General features: G+C 47.0%; 26 protein-coding genes and 2 tRNA genes. 22 read left to right on the forward strand and 6 right to left on the reverse strand.

What is annotated here, in order from left to right; all coding sequences use genetic code 11:
• Positions 1-823: 823 nt before the first annotated feature.
• From RS881_RS28085 to RS881_RS28095, 3 genes are all read left to right on the forward strand, one after another.
• On the forward strand, positions 824-1,462 hold the full coding sequence (locus RS881_RS28085; protein ID WP_315824144.1) for a 3'-5' exonuclease: 639 nt from the start codon (positions 824-826) through the stop codon (positions 1,460-1,462).
• The gene (locus tag RS881_RS28090) at positions 1,420-2,205 is read left to right on the forward strand and encodes a GIY-YIG nuclease family protein (protein WP_315824145.1); all 786 of its coding nucleotides are present in this window, start codon (positions 1,420-1,422) and stop codon (positions 2,203-2,205) included. Before RS881_RS28085 ends, RS881_RS28090 begins: the two co-directional genes overlap by 43 nt.
• A gap of 204 nt (positions 2,206-2,409) precedes the next feature.
• A tRNA-Val gene (locus RS881_RS28095) sits at positions 2,410-2,484 on the forward strand.
• Positions 2,485-2,911: 427 nt separating this feature from the next.
• On the opposite strand, the gene RS881_RS28100 is transcribed toward RS881_RS28095, so the two are convergent.
• Positions 2,912-5,218 (reverse strand): sensor histidine kinase, encoded by a 2,307-nt coding sequence (locus tag RS881_RS28100; protein WP_315824146.1) that lies wholly within the window; start codon positions 5,216-5,218, stop codon positions 2,912-2,914.
• Positions 5,188-5,931 carry a ligand-binding sensor domain-containing protein gene (locus tag RS881_RS28105; RefSeq protein ID WP_315824147.1) on the reverse strand — a complete coding sequence of 248 codons (744 nt, stop codon included), beginning with the start codon at positions 5,929-5,931 and terminating at the stop codon, positions 5,188-5,190. Before RS881_RS28105 ends, RS881_RS28100 begins: the two co-directional genes overlap by 31 nt.
• A 40-nt stretch (positions 5,932-5,971) precedes the next feature.
• Between RS881_RS28105 and RS881_RS28110 the strand changes: the two genes are divergently transcribed.
• Positions 5,972-7,438 carry a clostripain-related cysteine peptidase gene (locus RS881_RS28110; RefSeq protein WP_315824148.1) on the forward strand — a complete coding sequence of 489 codons (1,467 nt, stop codon included), beginning with the start codon at positions 5,972-5,974 and terminating at the stop codon, positions 7,436-7,438.
• A gap of 108 nt (positions 7,439-7,546) precedes the next feature.
• Here RS881_RS28110 and RS881_RS28115 read toward each other — a convergent pair whose 3' ends face one another.
• Both RS881_RS28115 and RS881_RS28120 read right to left on the reverse strand, forming a co-directional pair.
• Complete coding sequence (locus tag RS881_RS28115; RefSeq protein ID WP_315824149.1) at positions 7,547-7,672, reverse strand: hypothetical protein; 126 nt, start codon at positions 7,670-7,672, stop codon at positions 7,547-7,549.
• Between the two features lie 16 nt (positions 7,673-7,688).
• Positions 7,689-8,333, reverse strand: a complete 645-nt coding sequence (locus tag RS881_RS28120; protein WP_315824150.1) for a response regulator transcription factor — start codon at positions 8,331-8,333, stop codon at positions 7,689-7,691.
• Between the two features lie 158 nt (positions 8,334-8,491).
• Here RS881_RS28120 and RS881_RS28125 point away from each other — a divergent pair, with 158 nt between their 5' ends.
• The 5 genes from RS881_RS28125 (at position 8,492) to RS881_RS28145 (ending at position 12,069) form a co-directional block, all read left to right on the forward strand.
• Positions 8,492-8,971: a hypothetical protein gene (locus RS881_RS28125; protein WP_315824151.1), complete on the forward strand. Its 480-nt coding sequence runs from the start codon at positions 8,492-8,494 to the stop codon at positions 8,969-8,971.
• Positions 8,972-9,026: 55 nt separating this feature from the next.
• Positions 9,027-9,953: a hypothetical protein gene (locus RS881_RS28130; protein WP_315824152.1), complete on the forward strand. Its 927-nt coding sequence runs from the start codon at positions 9,027-9,029 to the stop codon at positions 9,951-9,953.
• A 1-nt stretch (position 9,954) separates the two neighbouring features.
• Positions 9,955-10,080 (forward strand): hypothetical protein, encoded by a 126-nt coding sequence (locus tag RS881_RS28135; protein WP_315824153.1) that lies wholly within the window; start codon positions 9,955-9,957, stop codon positions 10,078-10,080.
• Between the two features lie 136 nt (positions 10,081-10,216).
• Complete coding sequence (locus tag RS881_RS28140) at positions 10,217-10,465, forward strand: hypothetical protein (RefSeq protein ID WP_315824154.1); 249 nt, start codon at positions 10,217-10,219, stop codon at positions 10,463-10,465.
• A complete protein-coding gene (locus RS881_RS28145) occupies positions 10,459-12,069 on the forward strand; it encodes a hypothetical protein (protein ID WP_315824155.1) in 1,611 nt (536 codons plus the stop codon). The genes RS881_RS28140 and RS881_RS28145 overlap by 7 nt, the downstream gene beginning before the upstream one ends.
• 528 nt (positions 12,070-12,597) lie before the next feature.
• On the opposite strand, the gene RS881_RS28150 is transcribed toward RS881_RS28145, so the two are convergent.
• Both RS881_RS28150 and RS881_RS28155 read right to left on the reverse strand, forming a co-directional pair.
• Entirely contained in the window at positions 12,598-13,143 is a 546-nt protein-coding gene (locus tag RS881_RS28150) for a zeta toxin family protein (RefSeq protein ID WP_315824641.1), read from the reverse strand.
• 977 nt (positions 13,144-14,120) lie between these two features.
• A tRNA-Lys gene (locus RS881_RS28155) sits at positions 14,121-14,193 on the reverse strand.
• A gap of 305 nt (positions 14,194-14,498) precedes the next feature.
• Between RS881_RS28155 and RS881_RS28160 the strand changes: the two genes are divergently transcribed.
• The 13 genes from RS881_RS28160 to RS881_RS28215 all read left to right on the forward strand — a co-directional run bounded on the left by RS881_RS28160 (position 14,499) and on the right by RS881_RS28215 (position 21,298).
• On the forward strand, positions 14,499-15,467 hold the full coding sequence (locus RS881_RS28160; protein ID WP_315824156.1) for an FUSC family membrane protein: 969 nt from the start codon (positions 14,499-14,501) through the stop codon (positions 15,465-15,467).
• Between the two features lie 189 nt (positions 15,468-15,656).
• On the forward strand, positions 15,657-16,262 hold the full coding sequence (locus RS881_RS28165; protein WP_315824642.1) for an FUSC family protein: 606 nt from the start codon (positions 15,657-15,659) through the stop codon (positions 16,260-16,262).
• A gap of 11 nt (positions 16,263-16,273) precedes the next feature.
• On the forward strand, positions 16,274-16,729 hold the full coding sequence (locus RS881_RS28170; protein ID WP_315824157.1) for a hypothetical protein: 456 nt from the start codon (positions 16,274-16,276) through the stop codon (positions 16,727-16,729).
• Positions 16,730-17,132: 403 nt separating this feature from the next.
• Positions 17,133-17,300, forward strand: a complete 168-nt coding sequence (locus RS881_RS61730) for an SRPBCC family protein (RefSeq protein WP_425476370.1) — start codon at positions 17,133-17,135, stop codon at positions 17,298-17,300.
• Between the two features lie 86 nt (positions 17,301-17,386).
• The gene (locus RS881_RS28175) at positions 17,387-17,776 is read left to right on the forward strand and encodes a VOC family protein (protein WP_315824158.1); all 390 of its coding nucleotides are present in this window, start codon (positions 17,387-17,389) and stop codon (positions 17,774-17,776) included.
• A gap of 273 nt (positions 17,777-18,049) precedes the next feature.
• Positions 18,050-18,361, forward strand: a complete 312-nt coding sequence (locus RS881_RS28180; protein ID WP_315824159.1) for a hypothetical protein — start codon at positions 18,050-18,052, stop codon at positions 18,359-18,361.
• Positions 18,362-18,414: 53 nt separating this feature from the next.
• Entirely contained in the window at positions 18,415-18,831 is a 417-nt protein-coding gene (locus tag RS881_RS28185) for a hypothetical protein (RefSeq protein WP_315824160.1), read from the forward strand.
• Positions 18,801-19,025, forward strand: a complete 225-nt coding sequence (locus RS881_RS28190; protein WP_315824161.1) for a hypothetical protein — start codon at positions 18,801-18,803, stop codon at positions 19,023-19,025. Before RS881_RS28185 ends, RS881_RS28190 begins: the two co-directional genes overlap by 31 nt.
• A 41-nt stretch (positions 19,026-19,066) precedes the next feature.
• The gene (locus tag RS881_RS28195) at positions 19,067-19,489 is read left to right on the forward strand and encodes an SRPBCC family protein (protein ID WP_315824162.1); all 423 of its coding nucleotides are present in this window, start codon (positions 19,067-19,069) and stop codon (positions 19,487-19,489) included.
• Between the two features lie 15 nt (positions 19,490-19,504).
• Positions 19,505-20,026 (forward strand): GNAT family N-acetyltransferase, encoded by a 522-nt coding sequence (locus RS881_RS28200; protein WP_315824163.1) that lies wholly within the window; start codon positions 19,505-19,507, stop codon positions 20,024-20,026.
• 269 nt (positions 20,027-20,295) lie between these two features.
• Entirely contained in the window at positions 20,296-20,583 is a 288-nt protein-coding gene (locus tag RS881_RS28205) for an ATP-binding cassette domain-containing protein (protein ID WP_315824164.1), read from the forward strand.
• The gene (locus RS881_RS28210; RefSeq protein ID WP_315824165.1) at positions 20,547-20,885 is read left to right on the forward strand and encodes a cell division ATP-binding protein FtsE; all 339 of its coding nucleotides are present in this window, start codon (positions 20,547-20,549) and stop codon (positions 20,883-20,885) included. The genes RS881_RS28205 and RS881_RS28210 overlap by 37 nt, the downstream gene beginning before the upstream one ends.
• Entirely contained in the window at positions 20,882-21,298 is a 417-nt protein-coding gene (locus RS881_RS28215) for a glycosyltransferase family 2 protein (RefSeq protein ID WP_315824166.1), read from the forward strand. Before RS881_RS28210 ends, RS881_RS28215 begins: the two co-directional genes overlap by 4 nt.
• The last annotated feature ends 36 nt before the right edge of the window (positions 21,299-21,334 follow it).

Genomic DNA, 21,334 nt, shown 5'->3' on the forward strand with positions numbered 1-21,334 from the left:
GATTGAAGGTTAAACGGATCTAACGGAAAGTCAAAACGCCCCATGATGTTCATGGAGCGTTTTGAAAAAAAGAGGTATACTGCCGGCAAAGCCTTTGCCAGCGGTCTTTGTGTGGTTAAGGTTTCAGCATATTAATTATGCAAACCAGTACAGGTAAGAAAGCAACATAATAAAGAACAGGAAACCGATTGCCAGTAATACAACTTTACCAGTTTCACCAAAATGAAATAAGGAACTCTTTTTCATACGACTACGTGTTTTGTGTGTTAAGAAATTGTACGTGTACGATCGGTACAATCGGTCTTCAGAGGGATGTGAATTCGCAGGGGTGGTCTGTCAATAAGATACGTAGTACGATTCAGGGAGTAGTAAAGTGATCAACAATCGTGTGAAACTCGGCTAATGTGCTTTATTCCGGGGTCTGGCACAAAAGTAATACAAGGATTTTGAAAGTGCAAGCCAATTTTTACTCAATAAAAAATACCCGCAGGAAAGTCGGCTCCTGCGGGTAAAAACCTATCCTCATTGATTATCAATGACAATCAACTTTGTGTAAACCAAAATGAAAACAGAATTAAGGCTGAAAAGTAGAGGACAGTAGCAGTGGCCAATACGGCAGTTTCACCTGCATTTTGTAGGTCGATCTTTTGCATAGATATGGATTTTGAGGTTTAAAGACAGCTCAAAGTCCTCACAGGGGATGGGATCAGGGTAAGAAGCTGGTTAGCAGCTTCCTGATTGGGTGGTGGTACGTGGATAAAAACCGGTGTGTCTATTCTACTCAATTGCAGGCGCTTCTTCCTAACTTTATTGCCTCATTCTTATGTATGCCATTGTTGATATAGAAACCACGGGCGGTTATGCTGCTAATAACGACATAACAGAGGTAGCTATTGTGTTGCACGACGGAGAAAAGGTAGTCAACCGGTTTGAAAGTCTTGTACGACCTGAACGGGCCATACCTTATTATATTCAAGTACTTACGGGTATTACACCGCAGATGGTGGAAGAGGCGCCTTCCTTTGAGGAACTGGCTCCGGTGATTCATGGCCTGCTGGAAGGGGCCATATTTATAGCCCACAATGTGAATTTTGATTACTCCTTCTTAAAACACCATTTATCGCAGGCCGGCTATGAGCTTACCACCCAAAAGCTTTGTACGGTACGGCTTTCCAAAAAGGTGTTTCCGGGCTTTAAATCGTATAGCCTGGGCCGCCTGTGTGAGAGCCTGGGCATCCTTATGGAAAACAGGCACCGTGCCGGCGGGGATGCAGATGCTACGGTCAGGTTATTTGAACATCTGCTGCAGCATGATGCGATCACCCATATTCAACAATTCATTAAGAAAGGGGCCAAGGAACAATCGCTGCCGCCACACCTGCCCAAGGAAGAAGTGGAAAAACTGCCTTATACCCCGGGGTGTATTATTTCCACGACCAGAAGGGCAAGGTGCTGTATGTAGGCAAAGCTAAAAACCTTAAATACCGGGTACGCAGTCATTTTACGCACAATGGGGCCGGCCGGCAGCGGCAGGAATTCCTGCGTAATATTTACAGCATTACGTACCAAACCTGTGCTACTGAATTGATGGCCTTTATCCTGGAAAGTATAGAGATCAAGCGGCTTTGGCCTCCTTACAATAGCAGCCAGAAACGGTTCACGCCCGCTTTCGGTCTGTATTGTTATGAGGACAGGAGTGGTTACCAGCGGCTAGCCATCGACAAGATGAAGAAAAATCTTGTTCCTATTTATACTTTCAACCTGTTGCTGGAAGGGCATGGGTTGATGCGCCGGTTGATCACACAATTTGAGTTGTGCCCCAAATTGTGTCATATGCAAACAGATACAGCAGCACCTTGTACGGGTATGGACGAGGGCAGCTGTCAGGGGGCTTGCGAACACCGTGAACCGGCTTCGGATTACAATGAGCGGGTAGGGCAGGCGTTGGAATACCTGGATCAAAACCTGCCTACTTTTGCGGTGGTGGATGAAGGCAACCAATCCATCGAGCAAAGTTGCATTCTCTTTGAAAAAGGGCGTTTTTATGGTATGGGGTACCTGCCCTCGGATTGTGCTATTCATGACATGGACTCCCTCAAAGGGTACCTCACGCGATATCCTGAAAATGATTATATCCGGGGACTGGTGTACCAGCATGTAGAAAAATACCCGCATAAGAAAGTTACCTGGAAGGTGGAGGCCTAAGGCATACTGGACCAAATGCAGTACGGTAGCTGTCTTCATTATGAAGGGCTACTACTTAATGTTTTATAAGCATGATTTCTTTTAAAAATATTGAGAAAAAGGCGAAATAAATTTTGCAGTAATTATCCAACCCTTATCTTTGCACTCCCAAAACGATACCACGGTACGGAGAGAAGGAAAAGAAGGGAGGTTTGGGAATAAAAAGGGAGTTTAGCTCAGTTGGTTCAGAGCATCTGCCTTACAAGCAGAGGGTCGGCGGTTCGAGCCCGTCAACTCCCACAGCATAGGTAAAGCTCTACATTGCAGGGTTTTATTATTTTTAGGCTACCGGACTGTCGAACTTTATTGCACGCGCGTAGATCTATGGTAGTGTTCCTATATCGGCCTGAGCTGGTTAATATACTTATCTATCTCCTTTACTTTATAGATCCTATCCTCATGTCCCTGCTGGTTGGAGGCGATCAAGTCGCGTTCGCTCAAAACCTGCAGATGTTCGATATCGTAGGACGCACAGTGTCAAACTGTCTAGCAATGACCTGGAAAGCGCAACCTCTTAATTTCATAACCCCTTTTAGGAAGCGTGGTCATTTTATATATTTGAGAGTATTGCTATCTGGCTACGCAAATAAACATCGTATTAATTTCGAGAAACCAATTACTGGTTTAGTTGTCTTCTTATTAAAGAGAAGGGTGAAAGCGGATGCCGCTATCGTTTGACTATATTGATGGTAGTGCCGCAGCTGGTCGAAAATATCTCACAGGTTGCATGTATTTGCCGGGCGCGGTAGGAAAGGTTTTTCAGGCCATTTCCTTCAGAAACGGCCGACATATTGAAGCCACAGCCGTCATCCTTTACCTGCAGGCAAAGCCGGCTATTGAGATAGCATAACCGGACCTGTATGTGACCGCAACGAGCATATTTAAGGCTATTGGTGACCCCTTCCTTTGCCATCAGCAGGTAGTTGCGTTTTTCCGTTTTCGTAAGTGTATGGTGGGTGATATACGTTTCGATAGTAGCGCTGAAGGCGATCTGGTGAGCAAGGCAGACCGGCTGTGCAAACTTCCTGATCCTTTCCATCAGTTCATCTACAGTATCCCTCGAATCGTCCAGCACCCAGATCATATCGCGCAGACCCAGTGTAGCTTCTGTGATGGAAGTCTCTATATTGTTCAGATGTTCCTTACTATCAGGTTCACGTTTGGCCAGGTGGGTGAATATTTTCACGGAGTTCAGTGTGCTGCCGATATCGTCGTGCAGGTCGTTTGCAATATCTTTGCGTATCTGTTGTTGCTTGCGTAGCTGGGCAATACGATTACGGTAGATGAGATAGAGAATGGTTAGCAGACAAAGGAACAGCAGGATCTTGAACGTCCACGTCTGGTACCACTGTGGCTGGAATACGAGACTGATCTTCTGTGGTACACTCCACACGCCGTCTTCATTGGCCGCTCTGACTTCCAGCACATAGTGGCCAGGCTTCTGACCGACGAAGGTGATGAAGTTCCTGTTGCCGGTCTCAATCCAGTCGTTCGTCAATCCTTCGATGCGGTAAGCATACCGCACTCTTTTGGGATTACTGTAGTTGAAAGCAGTAAACGAAACGGTGGTCTGCAACACATCATTGGACACGTAAAACTCTTTTTGCTGCAGCAGGAAACTATCCTGCTTGCCCGAAGCTCTTTCCGTTTTCAGGTTCGTAATGTAAAGGGTGGGCGCTATGGTATTATTGTGCAGCAGGGCCGGCACGATCCTCGAAAAACCTTCCACGCCGCCTGCATAGAACACGTTATTACCCGCAGAGCCACAGTTTTCCTCAAAGTGGTTGCTGTTGAGGCCATCTTCCACGAGGTACTGGTGAAGGCTACGAGTAGCAGGATTAAGCGTGAACAACCCGTTGTTGGAGGTAATGAACAACAGGCTGTCTTTGTAAGGAAGCAGTTTATAAACCCCGGTATTCAACAGCCCGTCGGCCGTAGAGTATATGTGCACGATGCGACCTGTACTATCCAACTGTGCAACACCTTTGCCATACACTGAGAGCCAGTAACTTCCTTTCAACTCGCAGATGTCCATCAGCAGGTTCAGCGGTATCTTTAGGTCCAAGTCCATCAGGCTAAGCGGCTCTACCTTCTGCAACAGGGGATGCCACAGGCTGATAGCATTGTCAGATAATATCCAGACCTTGTTGAGCGCATCTTTGTACACCGTATTGATGATGGTGTTACTGAAAAGGGTAGTCACAGCTTCGTGCCCCTGCATCGTATGATTCCGCAGGTCCCAGATGAAGATGCCCTTGTTGGTCTCACTACCCATTACCACCAGTGAATCGCCGAGAAAAAGGCAACTGTTGATCATTTCTTTCTGAATGGGCGCCAGTTCCGGGTAAAGTTGGTCAATGGGCAGGAAACGATGGTCATTGTACGCCAGTAATCCCGCTTCTGAAGATACAATGAGACGATGGTCGAAGTTCCTGAAAAGGTAGTTACTGCCAGCTGCCAGTCCCATGCTGGTGATGGCCCTGGTTATACGATTGACAGTAAATAAGCCTGTGGTGGTACAGGCGTATAGCAACGTGTCGTTATCTGAATACACGTAATTGACGTGTGTCAGTTTGATGTTTTTTTCGGCGGATTCGAAATACGGGGAAAAGACGGGTTCACGCAATGGAGCATAGGCTATACCTTTACGACATGCCAGCCACATATTATCCTGTGCGTCGAAGCAGATGTAGGAAATAAAGTCGAGCCGTTCAGCCTGGCTTTTGTCGCCCGCCATATCTTTTACTGGTACATACTGGGAAGATTGAAGGCTTGTAACAAACAATTGGTCGCCGGTGGAAAACCAGAGCCGGTGGTACCTGTCGAATGCACAGGCATAAATATACTCTTCGCTGATGGACTTGTTCACGGGCAGGGCTTTGTTCGCTACAATATAGCCTGCCTGATCATGAACGACCAATCGGAACCCATTGTTGATCGCCATCAAAAAGCTGGAATCATCGATGCGAACCACCCGCCCAGGAAACTGTAAAAGCTTTTGCGTTCCGGCTGTCCGAATGTTGCCGGTATATAGGTGTGCAGCAACTTGCCGGTACGGCCCTGGTAGGCCAGCAGACCTGTGCCGGGCAGATAAGCCCATACATTGTTGTAGCCATCCGCATAAAGGAAGCTGACATTGGCCTTTGGCTGTGTACCTGCAACAGGCAGATGCTCTATGGCCATAAATGCCCTTGCCTGCGGGTTGTACACCACAATACCGTTTTCCGTACCTATCCATATCAGTCCGGCACAGATGGTGAAGCATTTGAGCCAGCCGCCGGGAAATCCCTTTGGGGTGATGTCGTTCCTTAGCGTATGTATTACACGTCCAGTGATCAAATCGATGCCGTTCAGTCCCCCATAGGAAGTAGTAACCCAAAGCAGGTTGGCCATCGAATCGATTTGTATGGTATTGATCATATTGCCCAGCAGCCGGTGGTCCGTATCACTGGTCTTGTTGTAGATGATGAATTGATTGCCGTCAAATCGGTTGAGGCCATCCTGTGTGGCAATCCATATAAATCCATACCTGTCCTGTACGATCTTGCTGGCGTTGTAGCTGCTGAGGCCTTGTGCGGGACCAACCTTTTGGGTAAAGGCCAGCCGGAAGTCCGTTTGAGCATGCAGACTATAGATGCCGGCCAAGAAGATACCAGCAAAGAAAGTGATGGTCAGGGGGCATTTCATTGAACTCCCATAAATTGTAAAAACTAAAAATAAAGAATTTATGCAGCAAGGCTGGACTGTTCTGTTTTTTATTTATGCAGAAGACGACGAAACCAAATCTTATGCGGATGCACTGCTGACTACTTTGAAGCAGTCGAAGCACAATGAACAATTGACCTTGCTTGTGTTCGAAAGTCAATTCGAGCAATTGAGCGGCGGCCGAATCACCGGCAAACTGAACCTGTTTGAGCACAATACTGCGACTGGCAGAAGAAGGGAGAAGCTGCTGCACGATTTCGGCGAAGTGAATCCGGGTGAAAGGAGTGTGCTGGCCGCCGTGCTGCGCCATATCAAAGACAACGACCTGCTACGGGAAAAGTTCCTGTTGTTTACCTGGGACCACGGTACAGGCTTCGGCATCTTCGACGGTGACCCTACGAAGCATACGGAAGAATTCAAAGCGATGCCACCCGATCACCTGCTGCCTAATATTTTTGCCGAAGAGGTATGGGCCGACAGGGATGAACTACAGGATGCGCGCGGCTCGGACATCAAGGTCATCGCCAACCGCCGTACGCGTTTTCTGGTGCAAAACCAACCTGCTTTCGAATCGTTCGAGTTCAACGAGCTGCTGGACATCAAGTTCAAAAATACCCTGACCGATAAGGTGGAAGATGATGAGGTGCAGATCAATATGCTTACGTTAACCGAGATTAACAGCGCCCTCAAAGTGCTGAACATGAAAACGGAGCTGGTGATCATGGTCAACTGCTGGATGCAGATGCTGGAAAATGGCGTGGAGCTGGAAGAGACGACAAAGTGGTTTGTGGCTGCCGAGACAGTGAACTTCTTTGCAGGGTTCGATTACCTGAAAATCCTTGGCCGCATTGCGCAAAACCCGGCCGTGGACGGAAAGGAGCTGGCTACGGTAACAGTGCAAACCTTGCCCAATGTATTTAATAACCCTACCTGGGAGAAGAGCATCAAAGAACTGGTGGTGAGCGCCGTGCAGCCAGTGGTAGCAGGTAAAGTGATCAAGGCGCTGGATGTTGTTTGTGAATCGCTTGCACAAGCCCTTGACAATCATTTGTTCAACCAGATTGCTGCAGAGCGGCTGGGCTGTCTTGATCTTTCGAAAGGCTACTTCCTGAATGAAGACGGTTCTATCGACCTTACTGCACTGATCTTTTGCATCGACCTGCTCGACTATGTGGCCCGCCTTGCAGAGAAGGGCCTAGTGACACAGGAGAGCTTCCGCGACCTCAAAGCCGCGATCGAGGAATACAGGCCGTTCAGGTTCGTTGGTGACAATTTCAAAAGATCAATCCTGACACGCAGCTTCCTTTCGGACATGGGCTTTCCATTTTTCATCCCGACCTGGCCGACGATTTTACGCAGATCGTGTTCTACGATTTCTTTTATGCAAGCAAGCGGATTAAAATGGCAAAGGGCAGCTGGGGCAAATTTTTACGCAGCTATAAAAAGAATCGATAGGCAACTATCGATTCTTTTTATAAAAACACATTGATCGCGGCTATATATTTATTTCTTTTTCTTAGGGGCCGCCTTTTTCTTAGCTGATTTTCCGGGAGGATTGGGAGAGGTCCCTACAGGTTTGGTGGGATCGGTTTTCTTCTTAGCTGCCTTCTTGCTGGTCGTACCCACTGGTTTGGGTTTGGTGGGGCCGTTTGATCTGGTTGTTTTTAGCTGGCTTTCCGGGCTTTTTAGAAGTGGTGCCTACGGGTTTGGTAGATGTTGCCATTATTATTTTGTTTTAATTAATGAATCGATACCATTTTCCGCCGGATGGCTTCCAGCGCCATGCCTACGCGGCTCTGTACGTTCAGTTTTTCAAATACGGATTCCCGATAACCATCGATGGTCCTTTCCGACAGGTTCATCCGGGCTGCCACCTGCTTATATGTCAGTTCGCTGCAGGCATATTGCAGGAACTCCATTTCCCGCTCTGATAATCTATTAGCCTCCAGTTTCCGGCCGCTTACGATAAGGCGGCGGTAATTGATGTTGGCCGTATCTGCGTTGTAATAACCTTTCGTGTCTATTTCCTGCAAGGCTTTTTCCAGTTCATCCGGATGGATGTCTTTCAGGAGGTAGGCGCAGCAGCCCGCCTTCAGCATACTAATGATGGTAGTATCATCGTCCTTCATCGACAAGGCCACCAGCTTGATCAAAGGATATGTTTGCGTCAACCTTTCTGCCGTGTGCACGCCATCCATTACGGGCATGTTCACGTCCAACAGAATAATGTCGGGCAGCACAGCCTGCTGTTCCAGCTTTCGCAGCAACTCCTGGCCATTGAGCGCATCGAGTACTGCTGTAAAACCTGAAAATGTATTCACTAGGATGGATAGTGATTTAGTGAACAACTGCTGATCGTCTGCTATGCCGATGGTCTTTTTCATTACCGTGAATTTACTAGTCTCACACAACAATGCAATATTGGCTTTACGGAAAACAATAATGCACAGTGTTTTTCCGTTTTTTCCGTCCTTTTCCCCATTCGTCCGCGCCGCCCGCTAATGGAATTTTGTTCCACACTTTAACCTGTCAATCGTTTCATATGCCAGATAACCTACTTAATCTCCTCATGGCCCTCTTCATCCTGAGCCTACTTTCCGAACGGGTGGCGGAATTGCTTAAGTTCCAGCCCTGGTTCAAATTGTTCTTCCGCATCAGGAACACCACCCTGAAGCTGCCTTCGGAAATGCAGGAACAGCAGCGGTACTACCGCATTCTCAAGATCAACATCAGTGTGGCCATAGTGGTGGCTACCATCCTGCGGGCCGATCTGTTTTACCTGCTGGTGAAGTCGGGCGACATGCAGCTGGGTTGGCCGGTGAAGATCACTGAACTCTATCCTTCCGGCGGCTTTTGGCGTTATTGCCAGATCGTGCTGGGCTGCATCTGTACTGGCTTTTCCTCAGCTTCGGCTCCAAGCTCTGGCACGACCTGCTCGACATCGTGCTGGCCTTCAAGGAAGCGAAAAGACAGATCGCCGGTGGGTTTCCCGTCAATGCGCCTGTCAATTTTGAAACACTGAGCGCTTCCGAAAAAGAAGCAGCTATCAAAGGGGCCATCGAAACTTTCGGTACCAAATGGCAGAACACAATCGACGGCTTTGCCGGCACGGGCGTGGGCAAAAGACGACTGGTAATGAAAATACCGGTCAGCTTGTGCTGGAATTTTATGTAAACAAGAAGAAAGATAACCTCACTGAGATCACCAACCCGGTCCCTGCTTTTATAAACTATGGCGGCATCAATATTCCTACGGATGTAAAAGAAAAGCCGGTGGGCATCAAACCGCAATGGCGAAATCCCGGCGGCGACCACCTGCCGGCGCGGCCGGGCGAAAGCGTATCGCGCATTCACCAGGATAACACGGGCACGATGTCGCTCAAAGTGACTAAAAGCGAACCTGATGGCAGCACCACGCTCTATATGCTGAGCTGCTACCACGTGCTGTTTGGCAGCGAGCTGGCCAATGGCATCCTGGAAGTGAAACCACCGGCTGTGCTGAGGGGGGCTGGCAAACTGGTGACACCGGGCACCCTGACCGGCCTGGCAGGCCATACGCTGGCACAGGCAGACTTTGGCTATATCAATGATTTTGTGGACGCGGCCGTGGCGCGGCTGGATGACGAGAACAGCCTAAGCGACCGGGTGGACGAACTGGGCGAGCCGGAGGACCTCCATGCCGTCAACGGCGAGGACATCGGCACCCTGAAGCTGAGCTTTTGCGGGGCCATGTCAGGCAAAAGGACCGGCATCGGTATCAAGGCCTGCGGACAAACGCGGCCCTATAACATCAGCGCAGCCCATCCAGGGCTTTTCCTGAAAGACCTTATCGAGCTGGAAAAATGCAGCGAGGAAGGGGACTCCGGCGCACCTGTAATGGACGACCAAAAGAACATTATTGGCATCATCATCGGGGCCGACCTGACCAGTACCTATGTTGTGCCCATCCAAAACATCATCAACAACCTGAAAGTGTTTCCCCATTTAAAACTGAAAAACAACTGATATGAAAAAGTTGATCATTTCTTTCTGTCTGTTTGTGGTCGTGTATAGCACCAACGGTCAGTTGGTGACCGTTGAACAGTCGACATTGGAAGCAGCCATTGTTAAACAAAACCATTGCCCAAAATAGAACTGGATTTTCTGGCAGACGGTGCCGGCTTTGGTATTGAAGCTTCTGATGGAGCCACGGATATACAGCTAACCGAGTTTACCAAAAAGTTTATGGTCTTCGTGGACGGTGTACCAGAAAAACTTATCCTTTTCAATTGAGAGATATTGAAGGAGAGAAAGTATTGCTAATTGACTTTAAGAAGAACAAACTACAATCTGTCAAAGCAGGCTACGCCATAGTGCTGAAGACAGTTGGAGACAAAGGGATTGAACTATTGCGGCTGATAAACAAAAAGAAAGCAGCCATTGACGATAATTCCGGTACCGATGCTGCACCTGCTGCCGGCAGTAAGCCAGCCGTGCCTGTTTATCCCAAATACTTCGACTCTGTAAAAAAGTGCTGAAGACCAACCTGTTTGATAACTACCGGATACCAGCCAATTTTTGCTGCGATACCTGCCTGAGTTGTGAGGACACGCTGCTTGCTTTCAACAACCGCATCGTGTATGATGCCTCATCAGGCCTTACTTATTTCATTCCCTATAAGTTTAATAAAACACAAAGCCGTGATACTATCGACCTCTTCCTGAAACTTTGCGACACCTGTCCGAAAGTTCGGCTGGCACGGGAGCAGTTCGTGGTGCACAATACGCGCCGCATTCACCTGAAGGCAGGCGCCCCGTTAGTGTACATCGTTCGGAACGTGAATCCCTATCTTTATGATGTGGAATTAACCGATACGGCTTTTCTGGTGAACAACGAGGCAAGCGGTTTGCTGGAAAACCTGCTGTTTTCGAAGATCGACAATCCGCAAGGCATTTCACCGCAAAGCGCCGGCCAAAAGAAGGAGGATGTAACAGATGAGCAGGCGCGCTACCTGTTTGTGAAAACAGCTCTACTTCACCTGCGGGCGGAGATGGGGTTGCTGCTGGAAAACTACCGCGTGATGTCGCGGACGGCGCACAATTGCATTGAAGACAAGAAACAAAAGGCCCTGCTCGCCATCGACAGCGTGCTCACTGCTGTGGGGAAAGACACACACCAGTCTTTCACCAGCTTCGTCGATATTTTCCTGGACCCAATCTCTGCTGATTCCAGCCTGGGTAAAAGTCTTAAAGCACTGTACGGCGAGTTCTGGCGCAGCAAATACGTGATCGCCTATCGCTTCCCCGATATCCCTGAATACGATCAGATCAATTTCAAGCTGGCCATTAAGCGGAAAGAAAATGCGCCTTATCCCGACCTGCTGAAATCCAACTATCCTACTCAGATCGGCTACATCAGGAACTTCTTTAAGATCGATGTCAGCTCCGGCCTGTATATCGGGGGCCTTGCAGACAATGAGTTCACTACGCGGAAAGACAGCGACCTGACTGTAACGCCCGTTGTCAGGGGCAATCGCATCATACAGGAGAATACCGGTAAGGTCGAGTTTGGCTTCGCTTCCTACCTGCACTTTTATTATAAGTTCGGCTATTTCTTCAATGCAGGTCTACACTTCGGGGCGGGTGTCAACTTCAGCGACAAGCCGAGGCCTCGGTACTTTACGGGCGTCAGTTTCCTGTTTGGCAGCAACAATCGCCTTTGCGTGAACACCGGCTTAATGTGGGGCAAGGTAACGGAACTGAGCGGCCAGTATCCCAAAGATGCCAATGGCAATTACAAATGGCTGCCGGAAGGGGAAAGCACGCTCGCTACGAGGAACAGGCTCAAGAACGGCTGGTCCATATCCGTTACATACAACCTGCCTTTCATCAAACGTAAAAAAGCATCCTCTGATATCGAGCCACCAGCAGCAGAAAACAGCAAGACCAATACGACGAATAACGCGAATACAACGAACACGACAAACGGAGCAGATAAAGGCGAGAATCCTAAAAGGGTAGTTGAGATGATGAAAAGCCTTCCGCACTATCGCGGTGGGCTTAAAATGAAATATTACACCTTAATCCTGTATTACAGTCACAAAAACGAAAATAAACGATCAAATTCGATTACGATCGCATAAAATCGCAAACCCGGGTGGATAGGATTCTAACTTCAACAATGCCTTAACAAAAATTGTATACAAATGAATGCCTGTCGCACTCGTAATAAATATAGCATAATCTTATTTTTTTAATATAATAGCTTACTTTATTTTCAACAAGCTATTATCAGTCAATGATTTAAGTTGGTATAGTCGTCTGAAAAAGGCTCTTATATGGTTCGACAATTCGTCGGCAGACTCCACTCTACCGGACGGCAGTACAAAATCACTTGTACTGCCGTTTTTTATTTCCCTGAAACCCGCGTCAGGACTGAATAAGCACGCTGGGTGCGGCTTCCAGCGAGATAAAAACAGAACAGGCTTCCAAATTTGGAAGCCTGTCCGACTCGGTGAAACCCGCTGGGACAAAACTCGAATCAATTTATACGGGACCTGGATTTGTTAAGGAGAATGCCATAGCAAAAGTATATGACACAGTCCTAATAATTCACCTGGAGCCTAAATGTTCAATGGAGTCTTCTGAATAGCCTTGTAGCATTGATAATCTTAGTAAAACCGTGGTTCCCCGGCCTTGATTTTTTGGGTAATGGAGGGTAAATATTGCTGAAACCACAATGGAAGCATTTCTGATGGCACGGCATTCGCAGGTTTGCCTTCTTCTAATACAGCAAGGACTACATGCTCCGCCTCGGAAGTATCAATGATCTGAACTGTTTGGAACATTTCGTAATGTTCATTCAGTTTTTCCAGATTGCCATAAAAGTTATCTGCTACTGTACGGGGATCTACATAGTGGCCACCGGCTTGTGACCGGTCAACGACACGAAGCTCAGATAAGCCTGTGTCCTGAAGACCGAGAAAAATTAAGTGGATAGAATAGCCTGCTACCCGAAATTGGCGAGGAATATCCCAGGTAGCTTCATTGGTGAAGTGCCCTTCGTAGGCAAAATCCACGTTCGCTGCAAGTGCGGTTTCTACCAGCCTGTCAAATGTTTCAGTAACGAACGCAAATGCTAATTTGCTGCATTCTTTGTGGGATTTGATGCTTCGCCAAAGTTCCTTTCTTTTTTTCGACGAGGAGTTTGTCTCCATCAAAAATGGGGCCTTGCTGCCGGATGTGAGTAGGTAGGTACTCTGGGCCAATACTGGACTTACCAGCTCCGTTAGAACCTGTAATAATGAATAGTTCCGGCATAATTAAAGACGGGAAAGACCATATCTGCTACGTAGTGACAGTTCCTCTGAAGGAGACAAAGTGCGAATTACCGTGAATTCCCTGGCGGCATTTTTTAAGTAAACAAGCTGAATGGAGCCATCCGGATATTCCAAATAGCATTGGTTAGGTTCCAGATCTTTCGAATTGATCATGAAAGGATAACCACTGCGTAGCTTCTGTAGACGGAGCTTTTGCACAGCTTCGTTACCTGTTTTTCCAATGATTTGAAGCGCTGTCATATAAAATAAAGATACAGAAAAAGAGGGAGTTCAGCAAACGCAAGAACCGGTAGAGTGGACTCAGGAAGAATGCATTATAAGTAAGTTAAATTAATGGCTACCTGTTGGGTTAATTAGCAAGCCGATTACTTCAATTACCTGACATTCGACCGTCCTTTTGCACCTTCCCTAAAATAGCATACTAAGCCTTCTTTTATATGACCATAATGGTAGGGCCTTCTTTCAGGTACAATTACCCACATAGGGGCTGTACCTATTTGAGGAACAACAGGATCATTTTCCAAAATAACTTCACCTGCTGCATTCTCGAATTCTGGCCATATCATGAACATTTTATTTTCTGAGTTATCACCGTGATCGTGCCAAAAGTCACAACGAAGTCCTTGATAAGGGAGTATTTGCCTTCTGCCTTCCTCTTTCGTAAAAGAGCAATATTTCACCCTGAAATCAATTATATGACCGAGTTTTATTTTGTATGGAGAATGCATATTAGCCAGGAATGCTTGGTTCGATATTTGGTACTCGATCCCCTGATCCTAATATTCAGCGTGGACGCGGGTTTGAGCGAAAGAAAAATGGGACAAGCACCGATTTAGTGTACTTGTCCCATCAAGTGAACCCGCTGGGACTCGAACCCAGGGCCCCAACATTAAAAGTGTTGTGCTCTACCAACTGAGCTACGAGTTCTAACCTCCCTTTCTACTCAATAACTGTCTCATTTTCAGGACCGTTATATCGTTTTTTGGAGTGCAAAAATACGCTAAAATCACATCGCACCAAATTTATTTTATATTTTATTTTCACATCCTGTGGATCATTTCTACTTGTTTTTTTGAATTTCCCTGAAAGCCAGTACTAGACTGGACTGTGTAAGACCCCCTACCTTGCCGCCTCCGAAAATATTTTTACAACCGGATGAGTTACAGAAATTTAAACCCGACCTTAGGCCCCTGCCAACAAAACAGTGTGTAATTTAGTTATGAATACAAGCTATGGATTATACCCGGGAATTCAGGAAGTTTATCAGTAGTCAGTATTTATATGCCGGCGTACGCATTACCGCAGGTGCCATCATTCCGGCCCTTATTTTAAACCATTTCGGCCTGTTATCCCACCTCATGGTCATTCCCCTGGGCGCCCTGGTAGTCAGTACCACCGATACACCCGGACCGCCCCAGCACCGCCGCAATGGGATGCTGGTGAGCATCCTGCTCAATTTTATCATCGTTGTCATAGTAGGGCTTACCCGGCATTCTCCCTGGTTGATAGGGCTGGAGATCATCGTTTTTGGTCTTTTCTTTTCCCTGGTAGGTGTATATGGCAACCGCGTAAACGCCATCGGCCTGATTGCCCTCCTGGTTTTCATTTTCAATATTGACAGTCACCTCGCCTCCTCCAATATCTGGCGCGATGCTGCCTGGTTTACCCTCGGCGGTACCTGGTATGCTATCCTCAGCCTTACCCTGTATACCCTGCGGCCCTACAAACCCATTCAGCAATTACTGGGCGAAAACCTCATGGGAATTGCCGATTACCTCAAGATCAAAGCCGCCTTTTACGAAAAGGAACGCGATACCGACAGCCTGGTACGGGAACTGATGCGCCTCCAGGTTTCTGTGCACCTGCACCAGGACGAGTTACGCGAAATGCTGTTCAGGGCCCGCCGTGTTGTATTTGAATCCACCAGCAAAGGCCGTATCCTCATGATGATGTTCCTCGACAGCATGGACCTCTTCGAGCGCATCATGACCACCCAACAGGATTATGAGTCCCTGCACAAAGAATTCGACGATACAGAGATCCTGCCAGTATACCACCGCATGATCATGCAGGCATCGGAAAAACTGCACCGGATTGGCCTGGCCGTGCAGGAAGGAACATCCTATAAGCACGACAATACCCTGGATCAGGCATTCAAAGAAACCAGCACTATCTTTTTGCCCACCGCGACCAGCAATTGAATCCACATACCATCGAGGACTGATCAAACTACGCCATATCCTGTACAGCATCGAAGACCTGGTAGAACGAATCGGTATACTGGCCCATTATTCCACCTACGACCGCAGCATCAGCAAAAATAAAAGATCGATCCCGACCGCCTCGAAGAGCAGGATGTAGCCGGACAGGAATTCAATATCCGCTTATTGGTGGATAACCTTAGTTTGCAATCTTCCCATTTCAGGCATGCCATCCGTGTTACCCTGGCCATGATGATCGGTTACATTATTTCACTCCTCTATCCCCTGGGGCATGGTTACTGGATATTACTTACTATTGTCACCATCCTGAAGCCGGCCTACAGTATTACCCGGCAAAGAAACTTTCACCGGTTGGGTGGCACCCTCATAGGAGCGGCCTGTTCTTTTGGTGTGTTGTTCTTTATCAAAGACCATACAGCCCTCTTTATCCTTATGCTGGTGGCCATGATCCTGGCATACAGCTACCTCAAGTTGAATTACCTCGTCGGCTCTGCCGGTATCACTACCTATGTGGTATTAAGCTTCCACTTTATCAATCCCAGCGGCTTGACAGATGTGCTGCAGGATAGGATTGTGGATACAGGCATCGGCTCCATTATTGCCTGGCTGGTATCTTCCTTTGTATTGCCCCTGTGGGAGCATGAACAAATGGAACCCTTTATCCAGAAATCCATTACGGCCAGCCGCCATTATTTCAATATGGTAGCTGCCTTTTTACCGGGCAAACGCCTGCCAACAACAACTACCGTACAGCCCGTAAAGAAGCATTTGTAGCATTGGCCAATATGTCGGACCACTTTCAACGGATGCTTTCTGAACCCAAAAACAAACAGCCTGGCTTACCACACTATCACCAGTTTGTGGCCACCAGTCACTTGCTTAATTCCCATATTGCCTCTTTGTCTTATTATGCACAGCGCTCGGCCGCACAATATGCTTCAACCGATTTTGTGCCCCTGGTAAAACAGGTAGATGATCAATTTCAGAATACAGCCAATGTGCTCGAAAACCAGGCCATTCTTAAGGCCGATCAAAAAGCCAGCGAATACCCCATCCGTGCCCGCCTGCAGCAATTATTAGAGCAAAGAAGGCTGGAAATGCAGCCAGGTGCTGGCAAGCCCGAACAATCAGTGCGCAAAACCCTGTCCGACCTGAAAGCCATCACCGACCAGTTTCAACTCATCTACTCCATTACCACCGAACAGGTCAAGATCATTGAGAAATTGCACAAAGCCGAATAACAGTTTTTATGTAACGAATTTGTCCAAATTTACCCATCTGAAAGTCTATTCTACACCCCGTACAAGTACCATTTGGCCAATAGCTTTGATAGGAAATCAACGCTAAAAATTAAAGCCATGGCAACAACAACAGATTTTACACTTACCCTATTGACGGAGGGCACTCCCAGGAAGTATTTAAAGCAGTTACCAATGTACGTGGTTGGTGGCAGGGATACTATGGGGAAGAATTTGAAGGCAATACCGAAAAGCTGAATGATGAGTTTAGTTTTCGTGCCGGGGATGGGGTTCATTATAGCAAACAAAAACTGGTGGAAGTGATCCCCAATAAAAAATAGTATGGCTGATCACAGAAAGCGAACTTAGTTTTATTGAGAAAAGACAGGAATGGGTAGGATCGAAAGTGATTTTTGATATTACAGAAAAAGGAGGCAAAACACAACTTGTATTTACACATGAAGGGTTGACTCCTGAAGTAGAGTGTTACGATTCCTGTGCGCCTGCCTGGACCCAGTATTTGCAAAACAAATTATTACCCCTGATCAATTCGGGTAAAGTGCAGCACGCTTAGGACATTTCTACAGGAAAAACTATTTTGGTTGCAGGCAATTTTACACGCATATTTGTTGCCATCAAATTCGCAATTAACACGCAACCATGAAACAAAGCCTGGCACTCATAGCCCTGGTAGTAAACGATTATGACGAAGCCATTGCCTTTTATACCCAAAAATTACATTTTACCCTCATAGAAGATACCGTGCTCAATCCGGTAAAGCGATGGGTGGTGGTGTCTCCTCCCGGTTCTGATGGCTGCTGCCTGTTATTGGCCAAAGCCGCCAATGAGGAACAACAAAGCAGGGTAGGCAACCAAACCGGCGGCAGGGTATTCCTCTTCCTGTATACCGACAATTTTGAAAGAGATTATCAAAACCTCCTCGATCAGGGCATCACCATCGTGCGGGAGCCCGTTCTGGAAACCTGGGGTAGGGTAGCCGTATTTGCCGACCTCTATGGCAACCTATGGGATTTAATTGAACCCAAATAAAAACGGGGACTAATGGTAACAAAGGTTTCGATTGTCCTACTAAAGGATACATAGCCTATTAAATATGCAATACCCGAAACTGTCGCAACCCCTTGCTTCCTTCATTCTTTTATCGTTTTTAGCCTGTAACACTGGTCAGAAAGCCGCCAGGCCTAATTCGACCGCAAGGTCGGGCAAAGCGACTATTGCAAATTCTGACCAGCAAAAAGTGTTTGCAACGAAACTGTTAAGTTCTCTGCTGAAAAGCTGCTGGCCACTCAATCAGGCCAGCTGATGGACGTGAATACTGAAATACTTGTAAACCCAACGGCGAAAACGATCACCTTGTCGGCCCAGGCATCGGGTCAAGAGAAGGAGGGATTCGAGATGATTCTCGAGCAAATTGATTGCAATTTTAATAATGACTTTACAGTTGGCGGTGCCCTATACACTGGTTTTATCAAGCAAAAAGACGGTAGCCTAACCAAGCAGTTAATTAGACTGGAGGCGAAGGACGGCAACCTGATATTTTTCAATGGCGATCCCGAAAAGCCAAACGAATTAACAATCTATGTATCAAAATGGGAGATCATGAGTGACCTGTAGTCCTAAAATAGTCAAAACATACTGAATTTTGTTCTATCTTGAAGGGGCCATATATGCGCCCCTTTCTTATTTGTATAGCTTGTTTCCTTTCCTCACTGGCCTGGGCCAGCGATACTATTTTCCTGAAAGTTCATTTTCTGTATGGTTCTAAGCCGTTGAAGGAATACTCAGCTACCGAATCGAAATGGTTTGGCGGTATCTTGGGCGGTCATGTGGGCATTGAAGCCGACAGCAACCAGATCCTCAATTTTCTGCCTGCAGGTGCCTTTCATGTATTCAAAAAGCAAAATAACCGGCACAGCATCTATGCCGAACACAATGAACGTAGTTTTTATGCCATCTTGGGTGGTGATCCTGATAGCGCTAAAAAGCCGTTGTATACATTCCCGTCACTACCCGGCAAAAGCAGCAATTCGACAGCATTGCAAAGGCCTATCTGTTGCAAACACCCTACGATTATGCCTTGGTAGGTATGCGTTGTGGATCGGCATCCTATGAGATCCTTGGTCAATTGGGTATCCTGCCAGGCTATTCACGGAAGAAAACGGTCTTGAAAATATTTTATCCCAAAAACTGCGGAAAAGATTACTCAAAAGCCGTTGCCAATGGCTGGACCATTCAAAGGCAGGAAGGATCACACAAAAGAAAGTGGGAGAAGGATTGAGTGCGTAACTTTAGGAAAGGATTGCACTAAAATCGAACAAGATGGAGAAAAGTATTAACAAATCCATTGAGATCAATACCGCCGCTTCTAAAGTGTGGAATGCATTGATCAACCCCGATATCATTACCCAATTTCTGCCAGGAGTAGAGGTTATCACTGATTGGAAAGTGGGTAGTGAACTGATATTTGTATACGACCAGGCAGGTAACCAGGTGAGGGATAAAGGTATCATCCTCGATTTTGTGCCTACGCACCTGTTGCGGTATACCTATTGGACACCCTACAGTGGTTTAGAAGATCACCCCGAACATTATACTACCATTACGTACAGCCTGTCGGAGGAAAATAATAAGACCCTTCTAACGGTGAATCAAATTAACTTTAACTGCGAACAGTGGTGGCAAAATTCCCTGGCCGGATGGGATGATGTGTTGGCCACCATCAAAGAAATCGTAGAACGATAAAGCTGAACAATAACCATGATAATTGCTGAAACAGAACGCTTGCTGGTCAGGCAAATAACCGTAGAGGATGCCCCCTTTATCCTTCAACTCGTTAATGAACCAGCCTGGCTCACCTTTATTGGCGATAAAGGCGTGAGGAACCTGGAAGATGCTGTGAAATATATACACAACGTTCCCCTGAAAAGTTACCAGGAGAATGGCTTTGGCCTATGGCTGGTGCTCCTGAAAGAAGAACAAATTCCCATAGGTATGTGTGGACTCATCAAAAGAGATGCATTACAGCATGTTGACATAGGTTTTGCCTACCTGGCTCCCTATGAAGGAAAAGGATATGGTTATGAGGCTGCAACAGCCGTACTGGTCCATGCAAAAAATAAATATGCCTTACCCTATATCCTGGCCATTACTAACCAGGACAATGTACGCTCTATCAGGCTGCTGGACAAACTGGGTCTGAAATATGAAAGAATGATCACCATGCCCGGCGACAAAAAGCCCATCGTACTAATGGGAGCCAGTCTGCAACCTCAAGGCTAAATGTGGTGGTTAACTCCTCCCAGGCGCTGTTCATTGGCTCCTGCCTAATTAACCAACTACTCGTGTCCTTGTAAACCAACCACGAACCCAAATCCACTAAATCCTTCAAATCCAAAAAAATCGGGGTTCAGACATAATTACCTATTTTTGTTTGACTTAACCGGTTAATATGCAGGATGCAATCATTGAATTAAAGCACGTAAATATATACCAGGGTACGAATCTCGTTCTGCAGGATGTGAACCTCAGGGTGCAAAAAGGGGGAGTTCGTGTACCTCGTTGGAAAGACGGGTACCGGAAAATCAAGTCTCCTGAAAACCCTTTACGGCGATCTACCCCTCAAAGAAGGAGATTGCTCCGTTGTGGGGTTCAACCTCCGTGAAATGGATTGGAAAAAAGTGCCTTTCCTGCGTCGTAACCTGGGCGTTGTATTCCAGGATTTTCAATTGCTGACCGACCGAAACGTGAATGACAACCTCAAATTTGTATTGCGGGCTACCGGCTGGAAAGATGAAAACTCATGGACGAAAAGATCATTGATGTACTGGACAAGGTAGGTTTAAAATCAAAAGGATTTAAAATGCCTTTTGAATTGAGTGGTGGCGAACAACAACGGGTGGATGTGGCCAGGGCATTACTCAATTCGCCCAAACTCATCCTGGCCGATGAGCCTACCGGTAACCTCGATCCCGAAACTTCCGATGAGATCATGCAGCTCCTGTTTCATATATCGCGCGATTACGGCACCGCGATAGTCATGGCTACCCATGATTATATCGTGATCAATAAGTTCCCGGCACGTATGGTGCGTACCGAAAGGGGCCGGGTAATCGATAATGCAAGCATCGACATGGTATGATCTCCGTCCTAATTCCCGTATTCAATCAGGATATCAATACATTGGTGGCCTGGCTAAGCGCCGGGTTTTCCCGTTTAGGAGCGGCCGGAGAAATTATTGTAATGGATGATGCTTCGGAACCAGCCTTTCAACTTGTCAATAATGCCATTGCTTCCCTGCCATTTGTACGTTATTCCCTTCATGCACAAAACCAGGGACGTATACGCATCCGCCAGCACCTGGCAGATGCCGCTACAGGCGATTGGCTCCTTTTCCTGGATGGCGATAGCGAACTGATCACAGATGATTTTTTAGACAAATATATCCTTGCAGTAACTGCCCATGCAGGTGTAGTAGTAGGGGAGAACCTATACTGCTGCTCCGCCCAAAGATTGTGCTCTCCGTTTACACTGGACCTATGGCCTGGCTCGTGAAGGCAGGAGGGACGACAAAAAACACCAACCGGCTTT

It is taken from the genome of Paraflavitalea speifideaquila (genome assembly GCF_032395985.1).
In the GTDB taxonomy this organism is placed as follows: domain Bacteria; phylum Bacteroidota; class Bacteroidia; order Chitinophagales; family Chitinophagaceae; genus Paraflavitalea; species Paraflavitalea speifideaquila.